Source organism: Thioalkalivibrio sp. ALgr1, assembly GCF_000378285.1.
Taxonomy (GTDB): domain Bacteria; phylum Pseudomonadota; class Gammaproteobacteria; order Ectothiorhodospirales; family Ectothiorhodospiraceae; genus Thioalkalivibrio.
On the sequence record NZ_KB905133.1, the window covers coordinates 1 to 26,979 of the forward strand.

Annotated in this window: 16 protein-coding genes; 9 read left to right on the top strand and 7 right to left on the bottom strand. The window is 61.0% G+C overall.

The annotated features are described in order from the left end of the window. Nucleotides 1–266 (top strand): integrase core domain-containing protein (locus F466_RS0104425; protein WP_018993538.1); only part of this gene is annotated, 266 nt, incomplete at its 5' end. Here F466_RS0104425 and F466_RS0104430 read toward each other — a convergent pair. Next, nucleotides 212–2,197: an AAA family ATPase gene (locus tag F466_RS0104430; RefSeq protein WP_198004210.1), complete on the bottom strand. Its 1,986-nt coding sequence runs from the start codon at nucleotides 2,195–2,197 to the stop codon at nucleotides 212–214. The two genes, F466_RS0104425 and F466_RS0104430, sit on opposite strands and share 55 nt — an antisense overlap. Before the next feature lie 576 nt (nucleotides 2,198–2,773). Here F466_RS0104430 and F466_RS0104435 point away from each other — a divergent pair. The 3 genes from F466_RS0104435 (at nucleotide 2,774) to F466_RS13775 (ending at nucleotide 8,468) form a co-directional block, all read left to right on the top strand. Continuing rightward, nucleotides 2,774–4,486: a site-specific DNA-methyltransferase gene (locus F466_RS0104435; protein ID WP_026296413.1), complete on the top strand. Its 1,713-nt coding sequence runs from the start codon at nucleotides 2,774–2,776 to the stop codon at nucleotides 4,484–4,486. 1 nt (nucleotide 4,487) lies between these two features. Continuing rightward, entirely contained in the window at nucleotides 4,488–7,097 is a 2,610-nt protein-coding gene (locus F466_RS0104440) for a DEAD/DEAH box helicase (RefSeq protein ID WP_018993541.1), read from the top strand. Nucleotides 7,098–8,261: 1,164 nt separating this feature from the next. Beyond that, entirely contained in the window at nucleotides 8,262–8,468 is a 207-nt protein-coding gene (locus F466_RS13775) for a hypothetical protein (protein ID WP_232199153.1), read from the top strand. Between the two features lie 22 nt (nucleotides 8,469–8,490). Here F466_RS13775 and F466_RS0104450 read toward each other — a convergent pair whose 3' ends face one another. The 5 genes from F466_RS0104450 to F466_RS13340 form a co-directional block, all read right to left on the bottom strand. Beyond that, on the bottom strand, nucleotides 8,491–8,823 hold the full coding sequence (locus F466_RS0104450) for an MbcA/ParS/Xre antitoxin family protein (RefSeq protein WP_026280176.1): 333 nt from the start codon (nucleotides 8,821–8,823) through the stop codon (nucleotides 8,491–8,493). 93 nt (nucleotides 8,824–8,916) lie between these two features. Beyond that, entirely contained in the window at nucleotides 8,917–9,126 is a 210-nt protein-coding gene (locus F466_RS0104455) for an MbcA/ParS/Xre antitoxin family protein (RefSeq protein WP_018875078.1), read from the bottom strand. Nucleotides 9,127–9,272: 146 nt separating this feature from the next. After that, complete coding sequence (locus tag F466_RS0104460) at nucleotides 9,273–9,482, bottom strand: MbcA/ParS/Xre antitoxin family protein (protein WP_018174084.1); 210 nt, start codon at nucleotides 9,480–9,482, stop codon at nucleotides 9,273–9,275. 72 nt (nucleotides 9,483–9,554) lie between these two features. Continuing rightward, nucleotides 9,555–10,205, bottom strand: a complete 651-nt coding sequence (locus F466_RS0104465; RefSeq protein WP_018875079.1) for an SOS response-associated peptidase — start codon at nucleotides 10,203–10,205, stop codon at nucleotides 9,555–9,557. A gap of 443 nt (nucleotides 10,206–10,648) precedes the next feature. Further along, the gene (locus F466_RS13340) at nucleotides 10,649–11,008 is read right to left on the bottom strand and encodes a type II toxin-antitoxin system Phd/YefM family antitoxin (protein WP_369773118.1); all 360 of its coding nucleotides are present in this window, start codon (nucleotides 11,006–11,008) and stop codon (nucleotides 10,649–10,651) included. 191 nt (nucleotides 11,009–11,199) lie between these two features. Here F466_RS13340 and F466_RS13780 point away from each other — a divergent pair, with 191 nt between their 5' ends. From F466_RS13780 to F466_RS0104495, 5 genes are all read left to right on the top strand, one after another. Beyond that, on the top strand, nucleotides 11,200–11,355 hold the full coding sequence (locus F466_RS13780) for an integrase core domain-containing protein (protein ID WP_018875080.1): 156 nt from the start codon (nucleotides 11,200–11,202) through the stop codon (nucleotides 11,353–11,355). Nucleotides 11,356–11,965: 610 nt separating this feature from the next. Continuing rightward, complete coding sequence (locus F466_RS0104475) at nucleotides 11,966–16,597, top strand: site-specific integrase (protein WP_232199154.1); 4,632 nt, start codon at nucleotides 11,966–11,968, stop codon at nucleotides 16,595–16,597. Between the two features lie 296 nt (nucleotides 16,598–16,893). Next, the gene (locus tag F466_RS0104480; RefSeq protein ID WP_018875082.1) at nucleotides 16,894–17,553 is read left to right on the top strand and encodes a hypothetical protein; all 660 of its coding nucleotides are present in this window, start codon (nucleotides 16,894–16,896) and stop codon (nucleotides 17,551–17,553) included. 272 nt (nucleotides 17,554–17,825) lie between these two features. Further along, nucleotides 17,826–22,139 (top strand): sacsin N-terminal ATP-binding-like domain-containing protein, encoded by a 4,314-nt coding sequence (locus tag F466_RS13125; RefSeq protein ID WP_018993543.1) that lies wholly within the window; start codon nucleotides 17,826–17,828, stop codon nucleotides 22,137–22,139. Between the two features lie 616 nt (nucleotides 22,140–22,755). Continuing rightward, nucleotides 22,756–23,517, top strand: coding sequence for a SprT-like domain-containing protein (locus F466_RS0104495; protein ID WP_018875085.1), 762 nt, complete (start codon nucleotides 22,756–22,758; stop codon nucleotides 23,515–23,517). A gap of 16 nt (nucleotides 23,518–23,533) precedes the next feature. Here F466_RS0104495 and F466_RS0104500 read toward each other — a convergent pair whose 3' ends face one another. After that, nucleotides 23,534–26,806 (bottom strand): helicase-related protein, encoded by a 3,273-nt coding sequence (locus F466_RS0104500; RefSeq protein WP_018993544.1) that lies wholly within the window; start codon nucleotides 26,804–26,806, stop codon nucleotides 23,534–23,536. Nucleotides 26,807–26,979: the final 173 nt, after the last annotated feature.

Consider the following 26,979-nt stretch of genomic DNA (forward strand, 5'->3'; position numbering starts at 1 on the left):
AGCACGGCGCCCGGGCCAGCATGAGCCGGCGGGGTAACTGCTGGGACAATGCGGTGGCCGAACGCTTCTTCCTAAACCTGAAGATGGAGCGCGTCTGGCGACGGGACTATGCCAATCACGGCGAGGCCACCCGGGACATCACCGACTACATCGTCGGCTTCTACAACGAGCGCCGAAGGCACTCGACCCTGGGCTACCTGTCGCCCAACGCCTACGAGCGAAAATGGACAGCCGAAACACCGATCGAGGTGTCCGAAATCACTTGACCACTACACGCATTACGGAGGTCGGATAGATCACCGAGAAGGTTCCGACGCTCCTGCCGCAATGTCTTTAGGCGTTTGTCCACCGCCTCTACCTGGCTCTCTTGGGGCCGTATCGCCTCCATCTGCCGGAGCAAGGACTGATAGGTCCGACCCACCTCCTTGCCAGACTTCCCGGCCACCTCCGGTAGCTTGGCGAACTCCTTGTCCAGGCGATCCACCATACCTTTCTGGAGCCGTTCAAGCTCGCTAACCAGCTCGGCGACATCCTTACTCGCAGCTACGATGACCTTTTCGATCGCGGCGGAATGGTGCTCGATCAATGCCTTGGCCTTCTCCAACACCTGACGCCCATCACGCAGCCGGTCTGCATGCGGCAATCCTTCAAGAGCCTTGTCACTCAGAAAAGTCAGTTCGGGTAACGAATCCCGGAAGCCGCCGAGCGCCCTTTGGACACGATCCAGCTCTTCCTGAAGCCGTGGACGCAAGTGCCGCTCCTTTTCCAGCAGCGGCACTTGCTCGAGCTTCTCCTCGAGCCCCAAGGCCTTGAACTGCTCAACTTGCTCTTGCAACTTGGGCAACTTGGCCAGCTTGTCCTGAAGTTCCTCCCACTGAGCCTGAGCCTCCACAAGCCGACCAGCATTCTCGTGCAGCCGCTTGTGAAGACCGGCTAGTTGCCGCTCGTGCTCCAGCTGATCGGGGAGGAAACGACCCAGCACCAGAATCAACGCGCCCTCATCCTTTGCGAGCTCGTATATTTCGTTCTGACCATAGACTTCCATGCCTGGCAACAAATCACTGGGCTGCAACGAGGATTCGTCACCCTCCGCATCGACAACTCTCGGTGGCTCCCCATAACGCCGAACGACCGTATAGCGGTTCATATTCTGTTTCGCCGACACCAGCTCCACGCGGACTTGGGAGTGGGCCTTGCCGAGGTTCTCCTTCAAGACCTGCTCACCTTGGCGCTTTGCGTCACTGCCTTTGTGATCTCGGCCTAGTGCGTACCGCAAGCTCTCCAGTAAGGTGGATTTACCGGTGCCCCGCCCACCAATCACCGTATTTAGGTGCTCGGATAAATGGACCTCAAGGCCGTGGAGATACCCACCATCAACCGACACGCGTTCAATGCGGCTGTAATAGCGCTCCCGCATCTCATGATGCAGCCGTATCCGCGATTCGGGATCCTTGAATGCCATCTGGAAGGATTCGAAGCACGGCCGGGTCATCTTTATGTAGCAAGAAGCATTTGGGGCCCTCAGATCTTCTGGCACAGCCACGTCTTTGGCATTGATCAAAGCCAACGGCCTGTCACGGCGATAGTGGGGGTTGGCGTTGAGCACTATGGGCCTGTACTCGGGCGGTAGGTCCTCAATCGGTCCGGGTATCTGGGCGGCTTTTAGCCGCGGACTGGACCAGAGGTGCGGCTTCCTCTCTTTCAAAAGCCCACTTTTGCCGGTTATATGCGCCGCATAGCAAATACCCCCGAACTCCTCTACCTTGGAAAGCAACGCGTCTCCACCCAGGTTAGACGGTTTGACCCCATCCTCCGGATCAGTTATGGCAAGCGCGCCCAAAAACCGGTTCAGCTGGGCCGTTCCTGTATCTTCCGGAAACAAGCACACCCAATGAACCTTCTCGGTTGTCGCAACCTCAAACCCAGGGAATACGACGATCCCATGCGGGCTCAAGTACTCACGAATGGCATCAACATCGGTGACACTACCGTGGTCCGCGAGCCCAACTACCTTGATGCCCTCTTCCTGACAGATCCGGAGTACCGCGCTTAGGTAGTCCTGTCCGGACAATCCATGACCTTGCCCTCGGTATGCCTCGCTATAGCCAGCGGGGTTTACCTGTAACGCACAGCGCCAAAAGCGCGCGTGGGTGTATTGATTCGACTCCGATTCGACGGTCGACATATCGCTGCTCAACTGTGCACTCCCACTATAGCTTTCGTTCCTTAACCAGACTCTCTGCTCATAGTCGATCAACAAGACCTCTCAACGAAGTGACTAGCGGCCCTCCTCCGTCCCACAACGGTCTCTTTCTCCAGTAGCCGACGTGGGGCGGGTCGCTGTGCACCGTAAATCGCGTGCGGATGTGGTCGGGGTAAGCGAAAGTCCCTGAGTCTGGCGCGTGATTCGATTGTGCCTAACGGCAGCGGCATTGGCGAGAATCTGCGGCGCGGGCTGTGCACCGTGGCTCAGACCTGAGCATAGTCGGCCGGGGAGCCTCGCCCCGCGCCTAGCCACGAGCCTGCCCGACGGAGACCTTTCGGCTGATTCCAGCCGTCGGGAAATGGTCGCCAAGCCAGCCCCAGTCAGGCACAATCGCGACTCCGCAGCTCCAACGCAACATCACCCCGCGTAAGCGCTCCCCCCCCCGAGACAGGCAGGAGCGCTCACCCAGTCGGACGCCGAAGGGGCGCGCTCTGTTTTGGAGACGGCTGGGGCAGTTCTCGACGCAACGAGGCGCGATGATAATCGCAGACAAAAGGGAGACCGATCGTGACCGAGTTGAATTTCAAGGGCAAGGAGTTTGTCTGGAACCATCATCTGACCGTCCCATTTCGACCGCTCGAACTCCACCCGGAGAAGGGGATTGGTGAGCCGGCGCTGGACGACAACCTGGTCATCCACGGCGACAACCTGCACGCCCTCAAGGCCCTTCTGCCCACCTATGCCGGCAAGGTGGACTGCGTTTACATCGACCCGCCGTATAATACGGGCAAAAGTGATTGGTCTTATAATGACCGCGTAAATTCACCGATGATCAGAGAGTGGCTAGCGGCGAATCCCATTACGATTGAAGATCAACTGCGGCATGATAAGTGGGCCGCTATGATGTGGCCGCGCCTCCGCCTCTTAGCCGAACTAATGCGTCCTGGCGCGACAATTTTTGTAAGCATTGACGATAACGAAGTTGCATCCCTCAAGCTCTTAATGACTGAGATATTTGGCTCAGACTCGCATCTTGGAACAATAATCTGGAAAAACGCAACAGATAATAATCCAACAAATATTGCGATTGAGCATGAATATATACACGTTTTTGCCGCTGGGCGCGAAAAGGTGGAGCCAGTATGGAAATCTCCATGGGCTGATTTAAAGGAGCGGTTGCTCGCAGTGGAGAAGGAGCTCCTTGCCTCAGGGGATAAACCTGATGAGATTGTAGAAAAATACAAGGAATGGTTTAAAGCGCACAAAGATCAGCTTGGGCCACTTCAAGAGTATAATAAAATTGATGAGCAAGGAATCTTCACTGCAAGCCGAAGCGTTCATAACCCAGGTCGCGAAGGTTATCGCTGGAATTTGCGAAACCCGAAAACAGGACAACTCGTCCCTCAACCCCTGATGGGCTATAGGTTCCCAGAAGAAACGCGTGATGAATTGTTAGATCAGGGGCGAATCATATTTAGCGAGGACCCAAACCAACTCATACGGATCAAGCTCTATCTGCGTGACTATCGGGAGAAAATGCCAAGCGTAATCGAGATAGACGGCCGGCGCGGCGCAAATGAGCTTCGGAAAATTTTTCCTGATCGCAGGCAGGCGTTTAAGAACCCAAAGACATTTTCACTTATTGAGTGGCTGATATCTTTTTCTACCAATGAAGAGAGCATAATTCTGGACTCGTTTGCCGGATCAGGAACTACGGCGCATGCCGTGTTGGCTGCGAACAGTCGGGACAATGGAAGAAGAAAGTTTATTCTCGTGGAATGCGAGGATTATGCGGACGAACTGACCGCTGAACGGGTACGTCGTGTGAGTGCGGGTGTGGAGAAAGCGCAAGATGCTGCGACACGTGAGGGCCTCGGCGGCACCTTCACCTACTGCACCCTTGGCCCGCCGATCGAACTGGACAAGATGCTCACGGGGGAAACCCTGCCGGAGTGGGAGGCTCTCGGCGCTGTCCTGTTCCATGCCGCGACGCTGAAACCCTTCGATCCGGCCACGTCGAATGCCGATGCCGGCTATCTGGGCAAGGGGCACGAGCGGCATGTCTGGCTGTTCTATCAGCCCGACCGGGACTGGCTGCGCTCTCCCGAAGCGGCGCTGACGCTGTCGCGCGCCCGCGACATCCACGAGACGGACCCGGAGACCCGCCACCTAGTCTTCGCACCGGCGCGGCACGTCGCCCAGAAGATGCTCGACGAGCGCGACCTGAACGTGGAGTTCGCCCCGCTGCCCTTCGCGCTCTACGGGCTAGAAGGGGGCTGACATGCGCACGCTCGACTATCAGGTACGAGTCCTAGACTCGCTCAACCACTATCTCGACAAGCTGAAGGCGGAGAAGGACCGTGCTGACAGGATCGCGGAGCTTGCCGCGGCCGATCCGGACCTGGGGCTCGAGCCGCCGGACTTCACAGCGAAGACCTGGGAGGCTCTCAAGGAGGCCGATAGGCTTCCCGCCGCCTGGAAGGGTGTTCCCTTCTCCCCTCGCCGCGACGGAGTCGGCCGCCCCGTGCCGAACATCACGCTCAAGGTGCCTACCGGGGGAGGAAAGACGTTCCTGGCGGCGAACGGCGTCTCGCGGATCATGTCCCGCTACCTGGGTGTGAATACCGGGTTCGTCCTGTGGATTGTTCCGAACGAGGCGATCTACAGCCAGACCCTGAAACACCTGAAGGACCGTCGCCATCCGTACCGGCAGACTCTGGATCGCGCCGCGGCTGGCCGGGTCAAGGTCATGGAAAAAGCCGATCGGCTGCACGCGCGGGACGTCGAAAGCCACCTCTGCGTGATGGTCCTGATGCTGCAAAGCTCGAACCGGCAGGACAAGGCCACGCTGCGCATGTTCCGCGACCGCGGCGACGTCCACGGCTTCTTCCCACCGGAGGGCAACCAGAGGGCCCACGCTGAGCAAATCAGGCGCGTCCCGAACCTCGACGCCTATGACGATCTCTACCCGATGGTGAAGGACTCGCTGGGCAACGCCCTCCGCCTGGTCCAGCCCATCGTGGTCATGGACGAAGGCCAGAAGGCGACCTCCGACCTCGCCTTCGAGACGCTGTATGGTTTCAACCCGCTCTTCGTCATGGAGCTGACCGCGACGCCGAAGCGCGTGGCAGCCCGCGAGGGAGGTAATCCTCGCCCCGCGCGCGACCCCAATGTACTTGTCGAGATTACCGGTCGCGAAATCCACGACGAGGGGATGATCAAGATGCCCCTCAATCTGGACCCTCGCCAAGGGACCGACTGGCGTGCAACGCTGGCCGCCGCGAAGGGGCGCCTCGATGAGATGACGGCGGCGGCAGACGCATTCAGAGCCGAGACAAGTAGGTATATCCGGCCGATCATGCTGGTGCAGGTCGAGCGCACCGGTAACGAGCAGCGCGAAGCGGGTCTGGTCCACGCTGAGGACGTCCGCGAATGGCTCCTCTTGATCGGATACAAGGAAAGCCAGATCGCGGTGAAGACTGCGCAACAGAACGACCTGCGCCAACCTGAGAACCTCGATCTGCTATCGGAGCGCAATGACGTTCGCGTCATCATTACGAAGTCCGCATTGCAAGAGGGCTGGGACTGCCCCTTCGCGTACGTCCTGTGCTCGCTCGCCGCCTCGCGAAACCTTGCGGCCATGACCCAGCTTGTCGGCCGAATCCTTCGTCAGCCTCACGCCCTCAAGACCGAGGTGGACCTCCTCGACGAATGCTACGTCGTGACCCACCACGCCGAGACCGGACGCGTGGTCGACGCGATCCGCAAGGGGTTGGAGGGAGACGGACTGTCGGACCTCGTACTGAACGTATCAGGGGCGGCTAGTGGTGGAGGCGCGGACGAAGGAACGCGCACCATCAGGCGTCGTCCAGAATTTGAGACTACAGAGATTTTTCTTCCGGAAGTCTTCTGGTGTGGTGGAGAGGAGGTTCGGCCACTAGACTACGAGACGGATCTGCTCTCGCGTGTGGCGTGGGGGGAGTTCGACCCGTCTGACGTGATCGCGCGCATTCCCGAGACTGGCTCTGCAAAGGGTGGTCAGATGCGACGATTGAGCCTCCGCGACGACGGCGATGGTTTCGAAGAGGCCGCGATCGGCGAAGGCAGGCGCGAGACGCTCGCCTTCGACCCAATTTACGCGGTCCGAGCGCTCATGGATCTTGCGCCGAACCCGTTCGTCCTCCGAGACATTGTGGGCGCCACCCAAGTCGGCTTGGAGCATCGAGGGCTTTCGGGGGACAGGATCGGTCAGGCCACAAGCGTTATTATCGAAGAGCTCCGGCGCGATCTCGAAAAATTCCGAAACAGACATGCAGAAGCGCTTTTCCGAGATGACGTGCGCGCTGGCCGCATCCGCTTCCGGCTACGGCTCGACGGGCGAAATTGGCGAATGCCGGCCCGGATGGAAACCCGGCTGCCGCCGACCACGCCGCCGTTGATGGACGAGAACGGCGATATTGTCTCGAGAAGCCTATTCCACCCATTCCCAGCCGGGGAGTTGAACGGGGAAGAGCGCGGCGTGGCTGTCATGCTCGACGGTGACGCGGCAATCAACTGGTGGCACCGGAACGTCGCGACCGCCGCCAAGGGGTATGGAATTCAAGGTTGGAAAAGAGGCCGAATCTACCCAGATTTCATTTTTGCAGTCAGCGCACACGAGACTGCCCGGCGCCTCGTCGCACTCGAAACAAAGGGGACTCATCTGCAGAATCCGGACACGGACTACAAGCGCGAACTACTCAGATTCTTGACAGAAGAGTTTCGTTGGGAAGACGCAACCCCTGCTGGCGATCTCCGCTTGGAGAACACCGGGGAGACAGTGGAGTGCGCTCTAATCTTGATGGAGGACATCCCGACCCACCTACCCGATTTAATCGGTGGCAAGCCTTGATCTCTACCTTATGTCCGAACTTCCGCAGCCACTTTGCTGCTCTAGCGGCCTAAACGAGGCCTCCTTACTTACGCAGCGGTACATGGCCCATTGCGACCGACCAACTGTCAGGTCTCGCCTGGTCCCATACACGTCTTCAAAGAACAATCGGGGCGTGCGGGCTCACCGGCGTCCCCTCAGAACCGATAAGCGACACCGAAGTGCACACGGGTCGCTCCGGGAGCGATTTTCAGGTCGCCGTAGGATCCACTGCTGTAGGCGGCGTACGACACCTCGCCGCCCATCAGCGCCTTCGGCGTACCTGAGAGCAACCTTGTGAAACTCCACAGCTAGATTTGGCGCGCGGAGCATGCGGGGGGACGCATACGAAGTCCGTGGCACTCCGACCCCACTTCACCACTTCTTCGCCGGAGAAACCCGCAGGTCGAGGAACGGAGTCGGTCTATCCCACAATCGTACATTCGCCGGTATACTCACACACGGGACACCGCGCATCGCGTGACATTGACGCTGCGGGGTGATCAGCGACAATAGTCGCGCGTTAGACCGGAGAGGCAGCGTTGAGCCCACCGGATGCGAGAACAGCCGGGGGATTGTTGTTAATTGTCGGAGTAGTGCTAGGACTGGCCCCAATCAACGGTGGTGGGATAGCCAACTCACCCGCAAAGGCTGGAAGCTCTACCGTCTGGTGCCGGTCGTTCCGATCGAGTCTGGGTTGTGGGTGCCGCACGGGATGAACACCTACCATGGTCATCTCGCCTTGGATTGGCCGTTCCAGACAGTTTCACCCGAAGTGCATAAGCCGGGCGCGCCCCGGCCGGCCGGATCCACGAATGATCGCTACAGCGCTTAGCGCCCGTGATTTGCTTTGCTACTGGACCAGGGAGAAGCATTGACCAATGGCCGTATTGATCCACTACACGCTACCCGGCGACGAGCAGACACACGAACTCTATCCCTGCCGCGATCACGCGCGATGAAGCTTTGGCCGAGCTGTTTGATCAGATCCCCGAGGCCACGGCCGTGTCCACCGTCGACTCACACAACGAGGTGCCTGCGACCACGGGGTCTATTCCGCCGCCGGTGAGCACAGCGCGCCCATCGGACAACGGGAGCGACCCTCTGGGGGCTATGTGGGTGGAAGCCGGACGCGGGTGGCCGCGCGTGCTGCGTATTCTGGGCGCTGTGGTCCCAGTGCTCTGGCTGGCCCACGCCGCGATCGTCCTGGCCTATTTCGTCCTGCCCGAAGTTGTACCCTACCTGGTGCCCACCTTCATCGGGGTCGCGCTACTCGTGCTCACCTTCTTCGTCATCGCCCGCGTGGTGGAGTTGCTGGAGCAGATCCAAGCGAACACTCGCATGGATCGATGAAACGAAAGATGCGCGGGCGTCCCTACGCGACTGCCCGGTCCAGATAACCCCTGACACGCATTAGTCCCTGCATTCCCTCACAGCTGATGACTTCGACCGGGGTGCAGCTATCGAACGCACGGTTGTTCGCCTTCATCCAGCGATAAGCCCTGTCCCGCTCATGCGGAAACAACAGGCGCAAGTCCTTGTGGATCCCCAGAATGTGACCTGCACGATCCAGAGCATCGCGCTCATCCGGCAGTGGCTCTCCTCCGCGATAGTGCGAAAGCGCGTCCAAGTCGCCCGGCGCATGGCCCAGCATCGCGAGGGCTTCGTCCGTTTCGAGACTCCAGTGATCAAACGCCTGCATCACCATTCGCGCCAGCGCGCTTCGGTCATGGGCCGATACCTCTGAGTATGCTGAATCCGTCATGCAGCCTCCGACTCCTTCTGCAGCCCATCTCGCCTGTTACGAAAACACCCCGTGCTCGATCCGGTGGAGAACCGTTTCGACCATCTCCGCACCCTCATCCGACTCCAGCAGATCGATTGGCGCCGACTCAAGAACCCGGTTACTCGCCCGCATCCAGCGTTCCGCTTTTTCCGGATCCTCAAAGATCACCGCTGCCTTCTCCCGGATGCGGGCGACGCGTGCCTCAAACTCGCTTTTCTCTGCCACGGCTCCGTTCCTATGCTCGTGCTGACTCGGGTTTCCTTGAAGGTAGCACCAACCAGTAGGCATACGCTCCCAACGATCTGCCCATCGGAGCCACCTGGCGCCTCCGCCGCGGCGTGGCTCCGATGCCTCCACGTGCACCTTCTCCTTTACGAATACACGCCATGCTCGATCCGGCCCAGTATGGCCTCGACCCTGTCGGCGCCCTCCTCCGTCTCCAGAAGATTGATCGGTGCATCGCCGAGCACAAGGTTCTCCGTGCACATCCAGTCATCGACGATTTCCTGGGTATCGAAAACCGATGCGGCTTTCTCGCGGATCCGGGTGATGCGCGCTTCAACTTCGCTCTGCTTGGCCATCGCTACCACCTGCCTGAGTGCCCGTTCCGGGCTTATTCACCAAGGTAGCACTACCCCACGGCCTGAAGCCCTTCAGGCGATCGCTTCGATCAATCCGGGGTCGTCTTCGGTTGGGCGGTTCACGCGCGTTGAAACAGGGTGATAGACCAAGGCATCAGGGTTCAGACGGACGGTCCCGGCTCGGATCGCCTCACGCTCCGTCCGTTCGAGATCGAGCCAGTCCCAGCGACACTCCGCATCCAGTACCAGCGGCTTGCGGTCGTGAATGTGCACCAGACGCTCGGATGCGGGTTCGGTGATGATCGCGCAGCAGGCGCCGCCGTCGCTTGTTGTCTCCCAAATGCCCGCCATCATCAGGATGTCCTGCGGCGCGTCCGCGGCCAGGGTGATGTAGTACGGCTGCTTGCCATCATCGGTCTTGCGCCACTCGTACCAACCATCGGCCAGCACGATGCAGCGCCGGCGGGCGAATGCGGACCGAAAGTAAGGACTCGTGGCGATCTTTTCGGCGCGGGCGATGATCGGGCGAGGACCGTCCTCCACCCGCTTCGGGCGAAAGCCCCAGAACATCGGCTGGAAGGCAGCGGGTGTTTCGTCGCCGGCGCGGAATGCTTCGAGGTCCGTGCCGGGTGCAACGTTGTACCGAGGCGTGTCAAAGGTCTCGTCGACCGGCACCTGGAAGTACCGCATGCCGAGTTCACTCGTCGCGCTGTAGCGCGTCATACGTCCGCACATCACGTCGCTTCCTATCGAAAGGGCATGCCCTTTGGCATTGCCTCTTTGCATCCGACCGTCTTCCTTAATGCCGCCATTCGTTCAAACTGACCGGCACTAGGAACAGTTTCCGTGAAGCGGAGAACATTCACCTAAGGCATTTGATCTCGTACGCAAGCGTAACCCTCACCGGCCGAGGGACTTCGCGGCTTTGGGCATCCCAAGCGTTTCCTTGACTAGACTCGCCCTTGACGGCAAGCCGTGTCCCCACCTCGCTCGCCTCAAGCATGACCGCGTGGAGGCAGCCCCATTGTCATTACTACATCAGGATGTTTGATGCCCGCCTCAACTACGAGTGCGGCTAACGCTGCCCGAGGAAGAGCGGCTCGACGACATCGTTTGGGGGGCACTGCGGCAAAACGGCAGGACAGCACTGGTGCCCGCGAAGCACGTCAGTAACGTTCGGTATCCCGCACTGTACGACCCGTATCAACGGCGGTTTCCCGCATGGCCGGCAAGCTCTGTCGCAAATCGGCACGTGAACGAAATCTCGGGGGATCCCCGGCAGGTTGAACCACGCGCGCGACGGGCCGACCTCGGCGCAGGATGCATACCTCCTCGCCCCGCTCCACTTCTTTCAGGATGCTAGACAGCTGTTCTCGCGCGTCGCGGACGTCAATCTCTTTCATGTGGCCCCAGCCCCTAGGTGTTAGGTAACGGATGATTCTATATCGCACGAGCAGGTTCCCCTGTTTCGTGCCCGGGAGTAGCTGAATACCGTGTACGGTGGCCCCACGCAGGACGAATAGCATGGCGAGTACGATCCATTTAAACGCGTGCACCACACCCCAGATCCAGCGAGCGCTGCAGAAGCGCGGCCGAGCGTGAACGATCCCGAACTGGCCCGGCGCTACGGGATTACCCGCATAACCGAGCGTAAGCGGCGCTACCGCCGGGACGTGGAAGCCGGTCCCATTGCCCGAAGCGACTGCATACCACTCTGATGATCCGGCCCAAACGGCCCCAGACCAACGGTATGGCCGAACGCTCCAACGGGCGCATCGCCGACCTGCTGCGCACCCGCCACTTCGACTCCGGTCTGCACCTGGACGACGCCCTGCGGCACTACCAGAGGCTGTACAACCATCACATCGGGTAGAAGGCGCTTGGGCATCGGACACCGGTGGAAACCCTCAAGGCCTGGCAGCATGAACGTCCCGGTTTATTTCCAATAACGTGTATATGACCACGCGAGACCTGACACTTACTCCTCCCCAACAGCAAATTGCACTCCGAAAATGCCGAGGGGATGATCGAAGCACCGAGGCATGAACCGATGGTCGTTCCGCTTGCGCACGAAGCGCTCCAGCCTTCGAAATCTCGTTCCACTCCCGCGCCTAAAACGACCTGTGACATCCAAGTCCCGATCCGCTAACGTCCGTCAGTGAGCAATGCATGGAATCCCGAAGGCTCGATATCATCGTGCCCCAAGCCATCCCGTAACAGAGAGGACGCATGGACGCGCCTTTTCCTAGCAGCGACTTTAGGCCACCAACTCATCAAGCCTATCTTGGGGCGTACCTACCCGGCACAGGAGGCGATCACACCATCCCGGGAGGGTCCCGTTGATTTCGTCTACAGACCCGTGGGCTCAGTACCGAGCCATCGAATCGCCCCCCGAGCACATCGACGGCAGGGCCCAGTTGGCCGGGTATGTACTCTTCCCAATCCCAGCCACCGCCACCGGGCAAGTCGCTCACGGGGCGGTCGTGGCGCAAGCCATCGAGCGCATACTTCATCGCTTCGGGCATCGCCTCACACTGACGTACCACGACCTTCTGCGCAGCTTGTGCGACGACATCCGGGAGCTCCACGAACGGTATGTGTCCCATGACCCACGCTGCCCCTATCACGGCTTTGGGCCGTCAGGCAACGTATTCGCGGCCCTACACGATCGCGTCGATCAACCGCCGGGCGTGGATGCGCTTAGGCTCTGGCTCTTCGCTGCACTCTACACCTATGGCGCATCTCCCGAAGTACGCGGTGTCCAGCGGTATATTGAGCGCTTATCAAACTACATCAGTTCGATCAATGAACCGATTCCGGCGGTTGACCAATTTGAAGAAGCGCTAGCGGGCGACAGCAAGATTACCCGCGAAACTGCCAACCTCCTGGCGGATACGGCAGGTTTTACGAGAAACCCTGCCCGCTCGCTCGCCATCCGATCACTTGAGGCGATCTCGCCTCGAAACCGGGCGACGCGCCCCGATCAAAAGCCCTCGCAAGCCAACCGAGCGCCGGATCGCCCCACGAAAACACTGCAGCAAGACGACTTTCAGCCAGCGGATCACCAGCCCGACGCTCTCGTTACGAGAGAATTGGCCGCACCCGACAGCCGCTTACGGTTCGGTGCTTATCTGGTACCTGATACCGAGGCTAGTCTCTCCGCAGACGAGGCGCGGCTGCTGTTTGCGGAGCTCACCAACAACCTCAGTCGCAGAGTCATAGATCAGGATGGCCTCATCGACCTCGTCCTCGCGCTAATGTTGACCACGGCGCGAAGTGCGTCGACGGTGATACGCGCACTGCAGAACTTCCGGGTGGATCAAGACGGCCAACAGTATGATGACAGCATCCACCTCCAACTCACCGGCTACTATTGGATATCCTTAAGGGACCGTGAGATCGAGTACTCACAAGCAGACTGCGAGGGGGACTGGCAAGCGGCTCATCAGGATCAACTATTTTTGCCTTACCCTGCAGCCCTACAGACGAGCATACCGGCCTTCCTACACTCGCCCGCCATTCCCTCGGCCATCAAGAAAACGGACTTCGAGAAGCGGCTCAGGCACCACGCTCAAGTCGTTCCGCGACTAAGTCAGGTTCGCCTACAACGCGTACTTCCGGTACTGCTCTACCAGGTCACCGGGCACCCCAGGACGGCCCAAATCGTTGTCGGTACGAATGGTTTTGCGTCCGCCGCGCCCCTGAGCTATTACGCACCTCGACTCAGCACAGTGGCATCGCAATACAAGGACGCGCTGGACCTTGCGGATATCACGGTCCACGTCGATCATCAGTATGACGGGACCCGTGTGGGCGCCCCACGGGGCGCGCTGAACATCGAATCACTCCGAGACCTCATGTCGCAGGCCCAGCGCCGGGTCGTGAATGGCCGCCCAAAGCGCTGGTCCCTGCAGGGTGCGCTTAAATGGCACGGCGACCTCATGCGTCACACCGCGCTAATGTTCGCGGCCGCAACCGCCCATCGCATGGGATTCAGCCTTTCCCAGTTCTCCCTCGCTCATCTCGTCGAGTTTTCGGATTCCGGCCCGGGCATCGCGTACCTGTCGGATAAACGCCGTCGGGGCGACGACCGGATAGTCGTTCTTCCACAATCGGTCCTCGCTCAGATCCAGTCCATGGCAGCGTTAATGAGACGCATCAGGGATGAGCTACGGGTACATCTATCTGAACAGGCTCGTTCAGCTATCCAGCATCTTGAACGGGCCCTTTCCGGCGATGCGCCGCTATTTTTCTCGCTCGATCCAATCGATTTCAGTCCCCGGACGCTACGCCCGGAGGACTTGGTCGCACACACGCAAATCCCTGTCGATATTCACCGCCTACGCCACTGGTTCGCCACTCGAATCGAGGAACTCGGTGCACCGGGCTGTGACATCCAGCAGCACATGGGGCACCGTCATCTCGGCGAGCCCTATGACGTGACTGATCCCGATTCTCCTTACTCGCTGGCCCAGCGGCTCGCGCCTTTTATCGAGAGTTATTTAGAGGACCTGAACCTCTGCCCAGTAGCCGGCTACGATGAAAAACGCCCGTCGGACCGCAATACCCCATCTTCCACGGTCGCGCAGCTCGCTCGCGAGTGCGCCTCCAAGGAGCACGCCCCGGACCCTCGCACCTCCGACACGAATGACGAGGATCCCGCCAACAACGTCCCGGTATCGGTCATCCAGCCCACGCACCTGGAGGCATATCGCCTCACACGATCGCTCGAAACGGTGCTCCTGCGACTGGTCGAGGATCTCGGGCCGCTTTCGGGTCTGGATGATGCGGCAGCAAGCCAGATGCACCAGGCCGCGCTCGTGCTCAGTGTGATATGGGGTGTGAGCACAGACCCCGTACGGATCAAGAAACTCCTCTCGGAGGGTGAATTGCGCCGTGTACCGAATGCCACCCATGTGGCGGCTCTTTTCCTACCCCGGTCGGACCATATCCATGGCATCCAACTCTTGTCTGCGGCCCAAGCCACTGCGTTCCGCGTTGCTCACGAAGGGGGCGTCCTACATCCATCCGGCGAAGTCGCGTTAAAGGCTCTCCTTACTCACCCCCCAGCCCGGAAAGTCCTTGGGCGAGGAATCACACTGAAAAGTGTATGCCGCACCGTGAGCATGGCACGCAGACTCACGACACCAGCCACACGGGCCGCGTGGGAGCGCGGAGACCTCGAAGCGACCGGCCCACGCTGCGACCGACTCCTCGCCTTGGTGACGGGGCGTCGCGTGGCTCCTCAGGCCGCATCTGGGCCGGCAGAAGCCGCATCCACTACCGAGACAAGGATGCAGACCCAGTCTGTTGCGTTGAGCCACTATGAGGCGATGCGCAAAGCCATCGGTCGCTGGCGCTCGGATTGCGTGACCCACCGCGCAACAGCCGTCATCAACGCAGCAGACCGACTCGCTTCCGAATCCCTTGCAGGGTCGGTGCCTTTACTTCTCGCCCGCGCAATCCGTCATCACATGGCGGCCCCCAAGCACAGGAAAAAGATTCGCCCATCCACAACGTACCAATACGTGACACAGCTGACCCACGCGGTGGAACTCGCTCTCTCCGGCCACGCGGGCGAAGACCCGCGGGAGGCCGCCGAGCTGATCCTCAGCGAAATCTGTGCCGACCCAAAGAAGCAAAAGCCCGTCGCATGGGTTTTGAGGCACAACCGCGACCACCCGGAAGACATACCGCGGGAAGTTCACGCTCAGTTGACCGAAGCAGACGAGTTAGGGGTTGCGTTTCCTCGTGCGGGCGACCCCATCACAGGCGGCGAATCAGAATGGCTCCTGCGATTCCTCGCCCCCGATCCATCCCCACAGCTACCCGCTCGACCTAGCCCGCCTGATCGGGTTATCCATTACGCCCTCCTCCTCCAATTTTTGTACAAACTGCGAACCGGGGAACTGCCGACCCTAACCGCCGACGCCCATCTCATCGGCCACCATCGCTCCGCTCTCTGGATACATCCTCGACGTCAAGCATGGCTAAAGTCCTTGGCCTCTAAACGACTCGTTACCACAATCCAAGAGCGCGAAGCGCGCCGGGAAATAACCCGGACGCACGAGTGCATCCACGTCACCAAGAAAACACAATCGCTTGCTGCACAGGACCTCTTACCGGTTCCCCCTCATGGGAACGCCTTGGACTGGCAACGGAACTATCACGCGCATTTCGCTGAAGCCGTCCAACAATTATTCCAATCCGACTGTTTAGCCCCATTTCGACTGCACAGTTATCGGCATGCCTACGCGACGCAGGCAGGGTACGACGTCCATTGCGACCATTTTCCTAGCTTAACGCTGGATCTACCTTACAAAACATCACCGACCGCTACAGTGACCCGTCTGTCACTTCGCGCACGCTACCGATACATTTCCCGTCAATTGGGGCATGGGCACCCCTCCACCACCCTCATGCACTACGACCATTCCATCCCCCTGATGACCGACGTGTCCCATGGGTGGACCGGGCCAACCCGCCGCTGTCTCGCCGCCTTGGTCAAGCGAAGCCCGGGTGCGCTCTCACAAGCTGCCTCGCGAAAGCGCCGTGCCCATCAGCCTGAGGATGCCGCGATCATCGATACCCTTGCCTTGGCACCCTTAGATGCTGATCACCGCGTGAGTGACTACCCGGCCCCAACCGATGGAGACCCTTCACACATAGGCCTATCTACTACCCCATCGCCAGAGCCAAACCAGGCCGACGAACGCCTCGTCCAGTTTCTCACTACAGCGATAAGCATCCGAGAAGGCTGGTCGATCGAAGAGATCGCGCGCGCGCAAGATCGTACCATCGGCCAGATATCGCATGACCGCAGCTACCTTCAATGGCTCGAACAGCTGTTGGCACTCCAATTTCTTAGCGGCGCCCCACAGAAACGGAGGAGTCGAACCGAACCACTCATCAACATCGCCCGTCCCATCGCACAACTACCACGCAAAGACTTACATGCGCTGGGACTCGAGCTGATCGCCATTTCATCCCATGCGCAGGCCGCCGATATCGTCCGAAAATACCTTCCCACCGTTCAGACAATACCGCCTATTGGACGCACCAGACACCATCTCCTAATTCTTGCCATACAGGCTTATTTGATGATGGCTAACTAAGAGTCTGGCGAAAGCGAGATCTCGTATTCGAACTCCCGGTGATACCAGACAAGGCAAGATATTCAGCGAGTAGTGGATTGACCCGCAAGTGGGTGATTCAGGACAGGGGATTGTCGATCATCCGTCTCACAACCAATCGACATCGGAGAGCCGTCTATTGTCGTTTCTCCCTGGCGCTTCGACTGCTTTCCCAGAAAGGATGCACCGAAACCTCGCGCCCTATTCGCACGCAAAAACGACCCAAGCACGAGGGTGTATATTGGTACTGCCATTCCAAGACTTAAAGGAGCGCATACATGGATGTATCTTCCAGACACACGATCGAAGTCCTACTCGAGGCAGCCGACAAACGGACCACCGATTCGCTTGCCGCACAGTTCCTACACGACGTCCAGCCGATACAGGTACCTGTTGGCGAGGAGCCCGCTGAAATAAGGATCAAGCGCGATGGCGATCATATCGCGATCATCTTTCATTTCCGCGATCGCTCCCATGTTGATAATTTTAAAAAGCAGCTCTCCCTGCAAAGCGCATTGCTGCGAAACCAACTGGCGTCTGCAAGTTCGTCAAAAAAGAAACAGATCAGAAGATCTCTGGAAAACATGACCATTGATGGTCTTTCGCCCGGCAAGGATTACATAATGGACCAACCCTTTTCCCCAAAGCACCAAGGCGCACGAAAAAGCCTAATAGTCGAAGACCCCAAGATTCGCTTCAGCATCATGGTAAATCTGATACCCAGCCGTAAGCTGCCACTTGCCAGTGCGCGCAATATTCGTACGACTGTGACAGGCCTGCAGGCGGAACTGCCCTTCGGCATCGCGCCAAATGGCCGTAGGACGCTGGAATGGCTCATGCCGGCGGAAGAGATACAGGTACTTGAATCCGTCAGGGATGCTCTAAACGATGTACTGATTGACCTGCGTAAGGAGCAGACCCAGCCACCGGACCACTAGTAGTGACGTTGAGCCGACCCGGTTTTTTCGGAGACTTGTTGGTTCGAGTCGAAGCTCTTGGGCAGCCTCGAGTGGGCACCATCGTCCTTCGTTTCCGGTTAACTGGGTTACTTTACGTTTGATTTTCACAGCGGTCGCCTACGGCAACAGAGCTGCCAGATCGCGGATTCGTGCAAGCACCACGCAGAGCCACTCCTGTTACCTAGTTATCGCGGGCAGAGCCCGCAGCAATCTTCTGCTTGGACATCTTCTTTAACCCACATAGGACTGCCATGGCTTCACAACCCCCCAACGGTGCACTAATCCACAAGCTGCTCCAGCAGCATCTTGAGGAGCACCGCCGCCTTCCTGAATCAGCGCGTTCGCGTGACCTGGGCGCGGAGCGTTCCCTCGTCCAGGACTATTCCGGGCGCGTGGTCTTCGAATTGCTGCAAAACGCCCTCGACCGTTCGAGGGAGCGCATCCTCGTTCTCTGGGACCCAGAGACCCGATGCCTGGAGGTGGCCAACGATGGCGATCCGGTAAGCGCCTATGCCGGACAAACCCCGCGCCGTAGCGACTTTCATGCACTGCTGAGCCTGCACTCTTCGACCAAGAACGCCAAGGAAAGCGTCGGTAATAAGGGGGTAGGGTTCCGCTCGGTGTTCGCGGCAGCGCCCGAAGCAGAGGTTTGGAGTCGGCTAGATGACGGTAGCTGGTGGGGCCTGCGCATGCGCCATCCCAGCCGGCTGCAACCCGCACCCAAGGTCACATGGGCGAGCCCCGAGGTCGCCAGCTTCTACACGCCGGAACTGCTGGAGACGGACACGAACGGACGCTTCTCCGACTATCAAACGGTCATCCGACTGGTTGATGTCCGTCCCGAACGCGCCTCCGTCCTGGAAGAGACCGTTCACGAACTAATGCGCGTTCCGCTCCGCTTCCTGGAGGCCCGCGCACCGCATCCGGCTGACCTGTCGATCCGGCTGGAGTCGGGCGACCAGATGACGGAATACCGGCTGACGGACCGCCAGCGAGAGATCGCGATATCCGAATCGGAGAAGATTGCGGTGAACGAAGCCGTTCAGCGCGACACCGGTCTGGAGCTCGATGAAGCCCGTGTCCGGGTGATGGCCTGCACCGTAGACGGCCCGGATGGATACGCCCAGCGCCACTCGGGCCTGTACTGGTCCTATCTACCGACCGAACAGGAAGCCGGATTCGGTGTGGACGTCCAGGCGGACTTTTACCTGAGCAATTCCCGCCGCGCGCTCGCCCTGCGCCCGCTCACCGCCGACGAAGAGGAATCCGCATCGGACCCGGCTGGCTGGAACCGTCACCTGGTACGGCGCGCCGCCAACTTGATCGTCCATGATTTATGGAACCGCCCGGAGCTTGTACTGCGCGAGGACTTCTGGGCGTTTTTTCATCCGGAAAGCTGTCGCTGCGAGCACCTGACGTTCGAGGTCGGACGCCTGCTGCTGAATGGCGACGAAGCGCTTCGGGATTTGATCCGTCGAAGCTTCCCCGAGAATCAGTACTGGAGCCTGCAGCGATACACCGACCTCTTCTCGGCCCTTGAGGGCTGGGCTTCCTACGCCTACCGGAACCCTTCATGCGCGGGTCAGCAGGCGCTTTATCGTTGGCACGAGGCCTTGCTGGAGATCGTCGAGCGATCAGCTGCACCCGTGCTGCCCATCGTGCAGGAGACAGGCGAGTCGGCGGTCGATGCTCCCGTGCCGGTGGCGCGACCGATGGTGCGCAGCAAGCCAGGTCAGAGGCGCGGCACGGCGGACCGAATCTATTTGCGTCGGGAACGGGGTGACCCTCAAGCGCTGGAATCCTTGCCGCCCGTGGTGCAGAACCAGGGGACATACGTCACCGTATTCGTTCCGCCCGGCATGCAACGTGATGACACCAAGTTCGGGCTGATGGAATTCAGTCGCCCCGAGCTACTGGCGCAGCTGCAGCCTGGCGAGAACGCACGGGAACACCGGCAACTTCTGCGCGCGGCATTGAAGCTGGCATCCGAAGAACCCTCGCAGGGTGGTGTCGAGTCGGTACTCACCAGGGCGCTTACAACGCCCGGCGGTCCCGCCTGGCGGCTCTCGCTCGAGCCGGGAACCACGCTGCGCCGAGCCGCCCAGAACCTTCGATCACTGTGCCTCCCGACGCGAGGCGGATGGGAACCGGCTGCACATGTAACCCGCAGTGATGGAGGCCCCTGGCCTCGCCTCGACGAAGCCGAACTGGAGTCGGTAATTGCCGACCTCACCAGTGACACGCATGGAGACAATCCACCCTCTCTCGACGTGGACCGCGCCTGTCGATTATTCGGTGTCGGCGTGCTGCCCATTGACGGAAATGGAGGGATACCGAACTGGCCCGATGCGCCATCCGAAATGCTCGGGCGTTCCATCATTCAGCATTGGTCACGAGACCTGCATCCCGTGTTCGCGGCCGGCCTTGGGTCCACGGCACGCGACCAGCTCCGGGGTACACGCTGGATCCACGACGGTACGACAGAGGGGGCGCGGATCCAGCTGGAGGCCGGAGTCGGTGAAGGAGCGCCGTATGCACCCCTCGATCTCTGGGTGCAGACACAGTCTGGCTTTCGCACCCAGCTCCTCCCGCGCCTGACCGTCGCGCGCGACCATGGAATCCCGGACTGGCTGAGCGACCTGGGGATCGAAAACCCGACGCAAACTCAATCCGAGGAACGGATCCTCCGTGCGCTGGGACGCCTGCGGGCATCCTCACGTGCAAAGGAAGACGAACGCGGCCTGGGCGACCTGTACCGACGGCTTGTGGAGGGCGCCTTCCGGGTCGAGCCGTCGCCAGAGATTCCCTTGCTGTACCGCTATGTCGACCGCGATGGAGCCACCCGCAGCCTAGAATGGGGCCAACCCGGAGACAATATCTGGCACGACCCCGGTGGCGCTGATTCCTCCGCGCTGTCGGCGTTTCGCGATGTACGGATCTGGACGTTCCGCGGTGCCACCAGGGCAAAGGCCGAGGCCCTGGGTCTGGTGCACTTCGCTCCGGGACCCCCGGAGGTCAAATGGGAAGGGGAGACCAACAGCACGCTGGCAGAACGCCTTCGGGAACACATCTGGGAAGCGCTTCCCGATGCACTCGCCGCCGCCTCGACGGCCCGCGAAGAATTCGATGAACAAGATGCGATCCGCAACCAGGCAGCCCTTGAAGTCCAGCACTACGAACGTGTTTGGGTCCGCTGGACGTTTGCAGGAAAGTCGGCCGAGCGTGGCCGGGATGATCTTGGCGACGTGTTTCTCCTCCCCCTGCCCGACGGACGCAGGGCGATCTGCTTCGACGGTCACGAACCACCCTTGATGGAATGCGCCGGCCCGCTCAGCGAGCTGCTGTGTGGGAGCCGGGCCTTCATCACCTTCTTTCGGGACGGCCTGTACGCCTGGAGCCAGACCCGCCTGAAGCAGCACCCCGGCAGTTCGCTCGCACGCTTTCGCCGCGACTACAACCTCAGTGAAGCGGAAATTCAGCAATGGCGAGGACGGTTGCAGGAGGCGCGCCTCGACGGCCCACGCAGGGCGTTGTGGGAGGAACGGGTTCTGGGTGTTCTCCGGGACTACGGAGAAGTGAAGAACGGTGTCGTTCAACCGGGCATGACCGTAACGCCCGCCCTGTGGGAGAGATCTTCACCAGATGGCCAGCCGGGTGTCAGTGATGTCGACGAGGACACGCTGCGGCGCCGCCTTGAAAATGCACTCAACGATGACTCCGAGTTTCAACGCCTAGTGCCACTGGTCGATTTCCATACGACCCATCGCGATCGCTTTCTGACGACTAACCGCACGCCGTACATCGCCGCAGCCGCCGAGCGGCGGGGCCGGAACTCGTGGACGGAAGCACTACTGGAGGAGTTGAACCACCTCGGACAAGGCATCACGGATCTGGAAGAACCGGCCTTCCAGCGCCTGGGTTTCGATGCCGATCAGACACTCCGCCTACGGTTCGGGCTGCCGCTTGAGGGTGATCTCGCTCCCTCCCGAGCGGCCATGGACTTTGCCCATGGACAGATCCCGATCACCTCGTTGCCCAAGGCCGATGGCGCACCGCCGCTGCTGCGTCCATTCGGGGGAACCCCCGGAATGGGCGCCCCTCGCGCCGCGATCTCAGATCAAGCCTGGATGGAAAAGGCCCACCGCCAGATGTCGGGTGGGCGCCGGGCCGAAGATGCGATCCTGAACCTGGCGTTGCAACAAGCCAACGGGTGGAAGGAGCGGGATCCGGGGGCTTCCATCGGGCGATCGAAGCCTCTCTTCCATTACTGGGTGAACCCGGAGCCGAACGGTATGCGCGGCTCGACGAGGAAGGGGGTCTTCGCGCCTTTCTGCACGTCAGTGAGTACCTCGGCGATGTCGGCTTTGACGTACTGGTACCCGATGAGGACGCCAAGGCCGCTTTGCTGGTCGAGGCGAAGCGAGTGCCAACGCTCAATGCGGACGTGGCTTTCTTCCTTTCCGAAAACGAGCGCCGCCGCGCCCTTGCCTACCGGGATCAGAAGTATCCCTGGCGACTTTGGCTCGTCTCCACCACGGGCGAGACCCTCGACGTGTCCGCGTTGATCGAGAACTTCCGGGCGCATGCGGACGATGTACACAATCTGCTGCAAGCGGGGCTGCGCCCCGGCGAATGGGAACTGGTCATACAACCCGGGAAGGGCTCGACCCCGTCATCACACTAATTCCACCCTGGCGCAGTTCGCAGGCTGCGAGGTCGCGGCGCAAGCGGTTCGGATGCGTTGAAGGTAACAACCAGGCTCCTGAGAATGGATGGCATGCAAATCTCCGCACCATATGCGGAGAACGGCCGGATCTTTCTCCGCATTTCCAAGCATCGACGCGGTGAGATGGGTGCCGAGCGTTTCTGACGCAATAAGGCTTCTCGAGCGAGTACGTCGGCCGGTTCCTCGGTCGCCAAGCCAGGCACTGGTTCGCTGCGTTTCGCTTGTTTTCCATCGAACCCCGCAGGACTGAAAAGATTATTGAGAAGATTTCATCCCATCAAAACCGCTATGGATTTCTACCTGAACAGGTTTTGGAAGGGTCGATTGAAACGATTTCTCTAGCCAAACGACGTGGAGCAGGGACTGGCGTCGGGTCGCTCCATTTGTGACAGGATTTGTGACCAAGGCGGGGCGATACAATCCCGGGACTCGAGACTCGATCCCGGAAACGCACCATGACCGACTCCCCCACCCTGTCGATGTATTCCGCCCTGCAGCGGGCCTTCGATCATTTCAACGAACAGCTATTCGACAACGAACTGCCGCCCTGCCTGATCACGCTGCGCAGCTCCCGTCGGCAGCGGGGCTACCACCACGCCGAGCGCTTCATCTCCGGCGACGGCACGATCATCCACGAGCTGGGTGTTCATCCGGGTTACTTCACCCTGAATCCGCTGGAGGTCGCACTCTCCACGCTGGTACACGAGATGGTGCATCACTGGCAGGAGTGCTTCGGCCGACCGAGCCGCTCGAACCACCACAATCGGGAGTGGGTCGGCAAGATGGAAGCGATCGGTCTGGTGCCGAGCGATACCGGCCTGCCGGATGGCAAACAGACCGGACGCCGGGTCACGCACTACATCCAGCCCGACGGTCCGTTCGCCCGGGCCTGCTCGGACCTGCTGGCCACCGGGTTCGAACTGCCCTGGTTCGACCGGCATGCCCCCACCGATCCCGAATCGGTTGCCCAGGTGCAGGAGGCCCTGGCCGAACAGGGTCTGGCCGTCGCCAGCGCCCCCGCACCGGCCGAGACGATCGCGATACCCGACGATACCGAAAAACCGGCGGTGTTCGCGCCGCCCGCGCCACGCCCGGATCCCCGTGTGCGCATGAACTGCCCGACCTGCGAGGCGCGGGTCTGGGCCCGACCGGAAACCGAGGTTATCTGTGGATCGTGCATGGAGCCGATGAGCCATCTCTCCGACGAAGCAGGCTGACCTGGCCGGCGCCGGATCAACGAACGGGCATGCCGAGAATGGCCGCGACTACTCGCTCCTCCGCCGAGCTGTGAAGCGGGAGGGTGGCAAACGCTTCCAGCACCTCGGGTCCCAGTTCGGCCTCCGCCTCAATGAGCTCCTTGCGCAGGTCCCGCAGGCGCAGAAAACCCCTGCGCTGCTGGGTCAGGCGGCGATACCAGTAGGGACGGATAAGCTCCAGCCAGCGATTGGCGAGTGCCTCCCAATCCGGCTCGCCGCCCGTCAACGCCTCCGGCTTTCGCGCCAGCAGATTGCGCAGATCGAGGTAGGCGTCGAGTCGTGTCTGCTCCCTATGGCGCGCGGCCTCCTCGCAAAAGCCCTTGAGCACCTCGGCCATCTCCTGCAGGGCACGTTGCTTGCGCAGCGGCAACTGCGCCCGCTCGGCCTCCGGGAGGCGCTCGGAAAAGTGCGCAAGCCATCTCGCGGCCGGCTCGTCGATTTCACCATTGGGTGGATCGGGCGCCAGTCGCTCGCGAAGCGCGGCGGCCACCTTGTCCAGTGAGGTCGTGGCTTCGGCATCCGGGCCGGAGAAGAAGAACCAGCGCGGTGCGCGGTCCGCGCTGCCGGCCAGACAGAAGAAGGCCCAGACGGCGTCGCTGGCCACCACGCTGACCCTCGAAAGCACCCGCACGGAACGCTGACGGTAATACTCATAGATTTCGGACTCGACCAGCGCACTCTCGCCTTCCACCAGTCCGCGCACTGCGGCGAAGGCATCATGCGGTTCAGCCTCCTCGATGGAGCGAGCGGTACGCTCGTATTCGCGGATCAGGGTGTCCGCGTCAACGCTATCCCGTGACCGTTGCTGCAGGTCTTCCGGCAACGGGAGATTGGTCCCGAGAAGCTCCGTCACCGCATCGGCCCGGTCCAGGAAGCGGGCATCGGCACTGAGAGCGAACTCCTCGGCATCCCGAGGCCACCAGACCTCGACCTCGGCATGGGGACTGTCGAGGCGATCGACGCGTCCGGTTCTCTGTTCGGCCACGCGTATCACCGAGGGCATGTCGAGATGGACCAGCGCCGAGGCCGCCTGCAGGTTCACCCCCTCGGACAGGCTGTCCGAACACAGCGCCACGCCGGCCTGCTCGTCGCCACCCGGCCGAAAGGCACGGAGTACCGCCTGGCGGCTTCGCTCGTCGCTACCCGTGGCCTGCCAGATCTCGACGCCCGGCAGCCGCTCTTCGAGCTGGGCGCTCAGGGCCGCGATGGTGATCAGACGGCTGTCGAAGGCCAGCACCCGTTCGTGACGTGCCGCCAGTCTGGCCAGATGAGCCACCTTCGCGTGCTCCCGCGCCGGGCTCATGGCCCGCACTTCCTCCAGCACCTGCGAGAGGATCCGGTGATCGTGCGCGTGGGCCGATGCCCAGGCGTCCGCATCGGTAAGCCACGCAGGCAAGGGCACGCCCAGCCGATTCTCGGGCACACGGCCGGGCTGCTTGAGCTTGCCCAGGACATCTCCTGTATCGGCGGATTTGGCGTAATGCTCCAACCCAAACTCGGCCCGCGCCACTGCAGTTCCGCACAGGTGCTCGACCAATGCCGCACGCGAAGACCGCAGGGCCGCCATGACCCGGTAGCGGACCAGCTTGTGAGCCCCGAGCAGCAGGTTGTCGCGATACTGGTCCTCGGTGAGCCCCTGCTGCCTTTGTATGGCACTCAGCCCCAGGATCGCCGGAATCTGGACCACACCGTAGAGTTGGTCCAGGAGCTCCCGGATTCGGCTGGCGCGCTCACGATCGGCGGACGGCTCGTCCAGGGAATAGCTGTACGAGCGGTGCTCCGGATACCGGCAGGGGTGTCCCGAGTGGTCCCGATAGGCTTCGGGCTCGCGATCAATCAGGGCATTGAACATGCGCTTGGTACGGCGAATCGTAAATGTGCGGATCTCATCCCGCAGCCGGGCAGCCTCATCCTCGCCCAGTCCGTGCCAGCGACCGGGGCGATTGACCCTTTCCAGGGCCTCCAGCGTGCTCGGCTGCAGGTTGTCGGCACCCAGCAGATCCGCGATCCGGACCAGGTCATCGACATTCCGGTTGATCGGCGTGGCGGTGAACAGCAGAACGTCATCGGCAAGATGGTTGGTAAACAACCGCCGTGTCCGGCGCGAGCGGCGATTGTGGAAGTTGTGGCACTCGTCCACGGCCAGCAGGCGCGCCCGCCTCAGGGCATCATCCAGCTGCCATGCCTTGCGGCTGCCGTGACTGAGCAGGCCAACCGAAAAGACATCCAGCGCGGTGTCGGCCCGGGAGGCCTCCCGCTCCCACTCCTCCACGACCGTCGATGGTGCAATCATGACCGAGCGGGGCATCCCGCCCGCCCCCTGGATCCGCGCCTGCTGCGCCCGCAGGAGATGCGCACCCATGCGCGTCTTGCCGGAACCCGTCGCATCCGCAATCAGCACCGCACCCTGACGATCCAGCAGATACAGCGCCTGTGCGATCCCCTGACGCTGGGCCGGCCACAGCGCACGGAAGGCCTCGCGGTCGACCTGCTGCAGAAAACCCTTCGCCCAGTCACCCTCCAGCAGCTCCCCGCAGGCGCGGGCTAGCGCATCACGCCACCCGACGACATGCAGCAGACGCTCGAGCAGCGCCAGAAGCGCATCGGTGTAGTCATGCCCAAGCGACCAGAACTGCTCGGCAAGCGCCGCCGCCTCGCGGTAACGCCTCGGTTCACCCGTTGCAGTGAACCGCGCATTCGCCTCGTGCTGACGCTCCAGCCCATTCTTGCTGAAATTGCTCGAACCGAGCGTTACAGCCCCCGCCCCGAGATAGATCTTGGCGTGCAGCGGCCGCTGCGTGTCGGGCCAGTACCGCGCCTCGACGGCGCCCTCCCGGAGCCGCTCCCGAAAATGAATCAGCCGGGCTGACAGGCGCAGGGAGATCCCTCGATCCAGCCAGTACTGCTCGACCTCTTCGGGAAAACTCGACGCCTTAAGACTGCGGTGACCACCCTCCCCTGCACTCGGCTCGTTACCAAAAAGAACGCGAAGCGGCCGAACCTCCCCCAGATCCGCCTCCAGACGGATGAGCTCTTCCAGTGCCCCGTAGCCCGCCACCACCAATGGCGAATCCGCAGACACCAGGTCCGCAATCACCCGCTCGCGCACCGTCCGCCCGTCGACATTGAGCGGGAAACGATCCGGCGGTGGCCAAAGGACCTCCACATCCACCTCTCGCGACTGATCCGGGAAGTCGCTGAAGAGGTCAGCGGTGCTACTGGCAACGGGGAAGGGATCTTTTGCGCTCATGACCACCTCGGGGACAACTCCAAGACTAGCGCACGTGACACGCATCAGGCATGCGCTAGAAGGCCACTCAGACGCGCCAAGCCTGTGCCAGCTTCCGTGACAGTAAAAGCCCTTGCCCCCTCGTCTGTGACACTCCCATTCGCGACAAAAGCGGGGCGATACAATCCCGGAAC

Coding starts and splice junctions, on each gene's coding strand:
- F466_RS0104440 (WP_018993541.1), top strand. CDS start 4,488: ATGCGCACGCTCGACTATCAGGTACGAGTCCTAGACTCGCTCAACCAC.
- F466_RS0104450 (WP_026280176.1), bottom strand. CDS start 8,823: ATGGTGATGCAGGCGTTTGATCACTGGAGTCTCGAAACGGACGAAGCC.
- F466_RS0104460 (WP_018174084.1), bottom strand. CDS start 9,482: ATGGCCAAGCAGAGCGAAGTTGAAGCGCGCATCACCCGGATCCGCGAG.
- F466_RS0104465 (WP_018875079.1), bottom strand. CDS start 10,205: ATGACGCGCTACAGCGCGACGAGTGAACTCGGCATGCGGTACTTCCAG.
- F466_RS13340 (WP_369773118.1), bottom strand. CDS start 11,008: ATGCTATTCGTCCTGCGTGGGGCCACCGTACACGGTATTCAGCTACTC.
- F466_RS13780 (WP_018875080.1), top strand. CDS start 11,200: ATGATCCGGCCCAAACGGCCCCAGACCAACGGTATGGCCGAACGCTCC.
- F466_RS0104480 (WP_018875082.1), top strand. CDS start 16,894: ATGGATGTATCTTCCAGACACACGATCGAAGTCCTACTCGAGGCAGCC.
- F466_RS13125 (WP_018993543.1), top strand. CDS start 17,826: ATGGCTTCACAACCCCCCAACGGTGCACTAATCCACAAGCTGCTCCAG.
- F466_RS0104495 (WP_018875085.1), top strand. CDS start 22,756: ATGACCGACTCCCCCACCCTGTCGATGTATTCCGCCCTGCAGCGGGCC.
- F466_RS0104500 (WP_018993544.1), bottom strand. CDS start 26,806: ATGAGCGCAAAAGATCCCTTCCCCGTTGCCAGTAGCACCGCTGACCTC.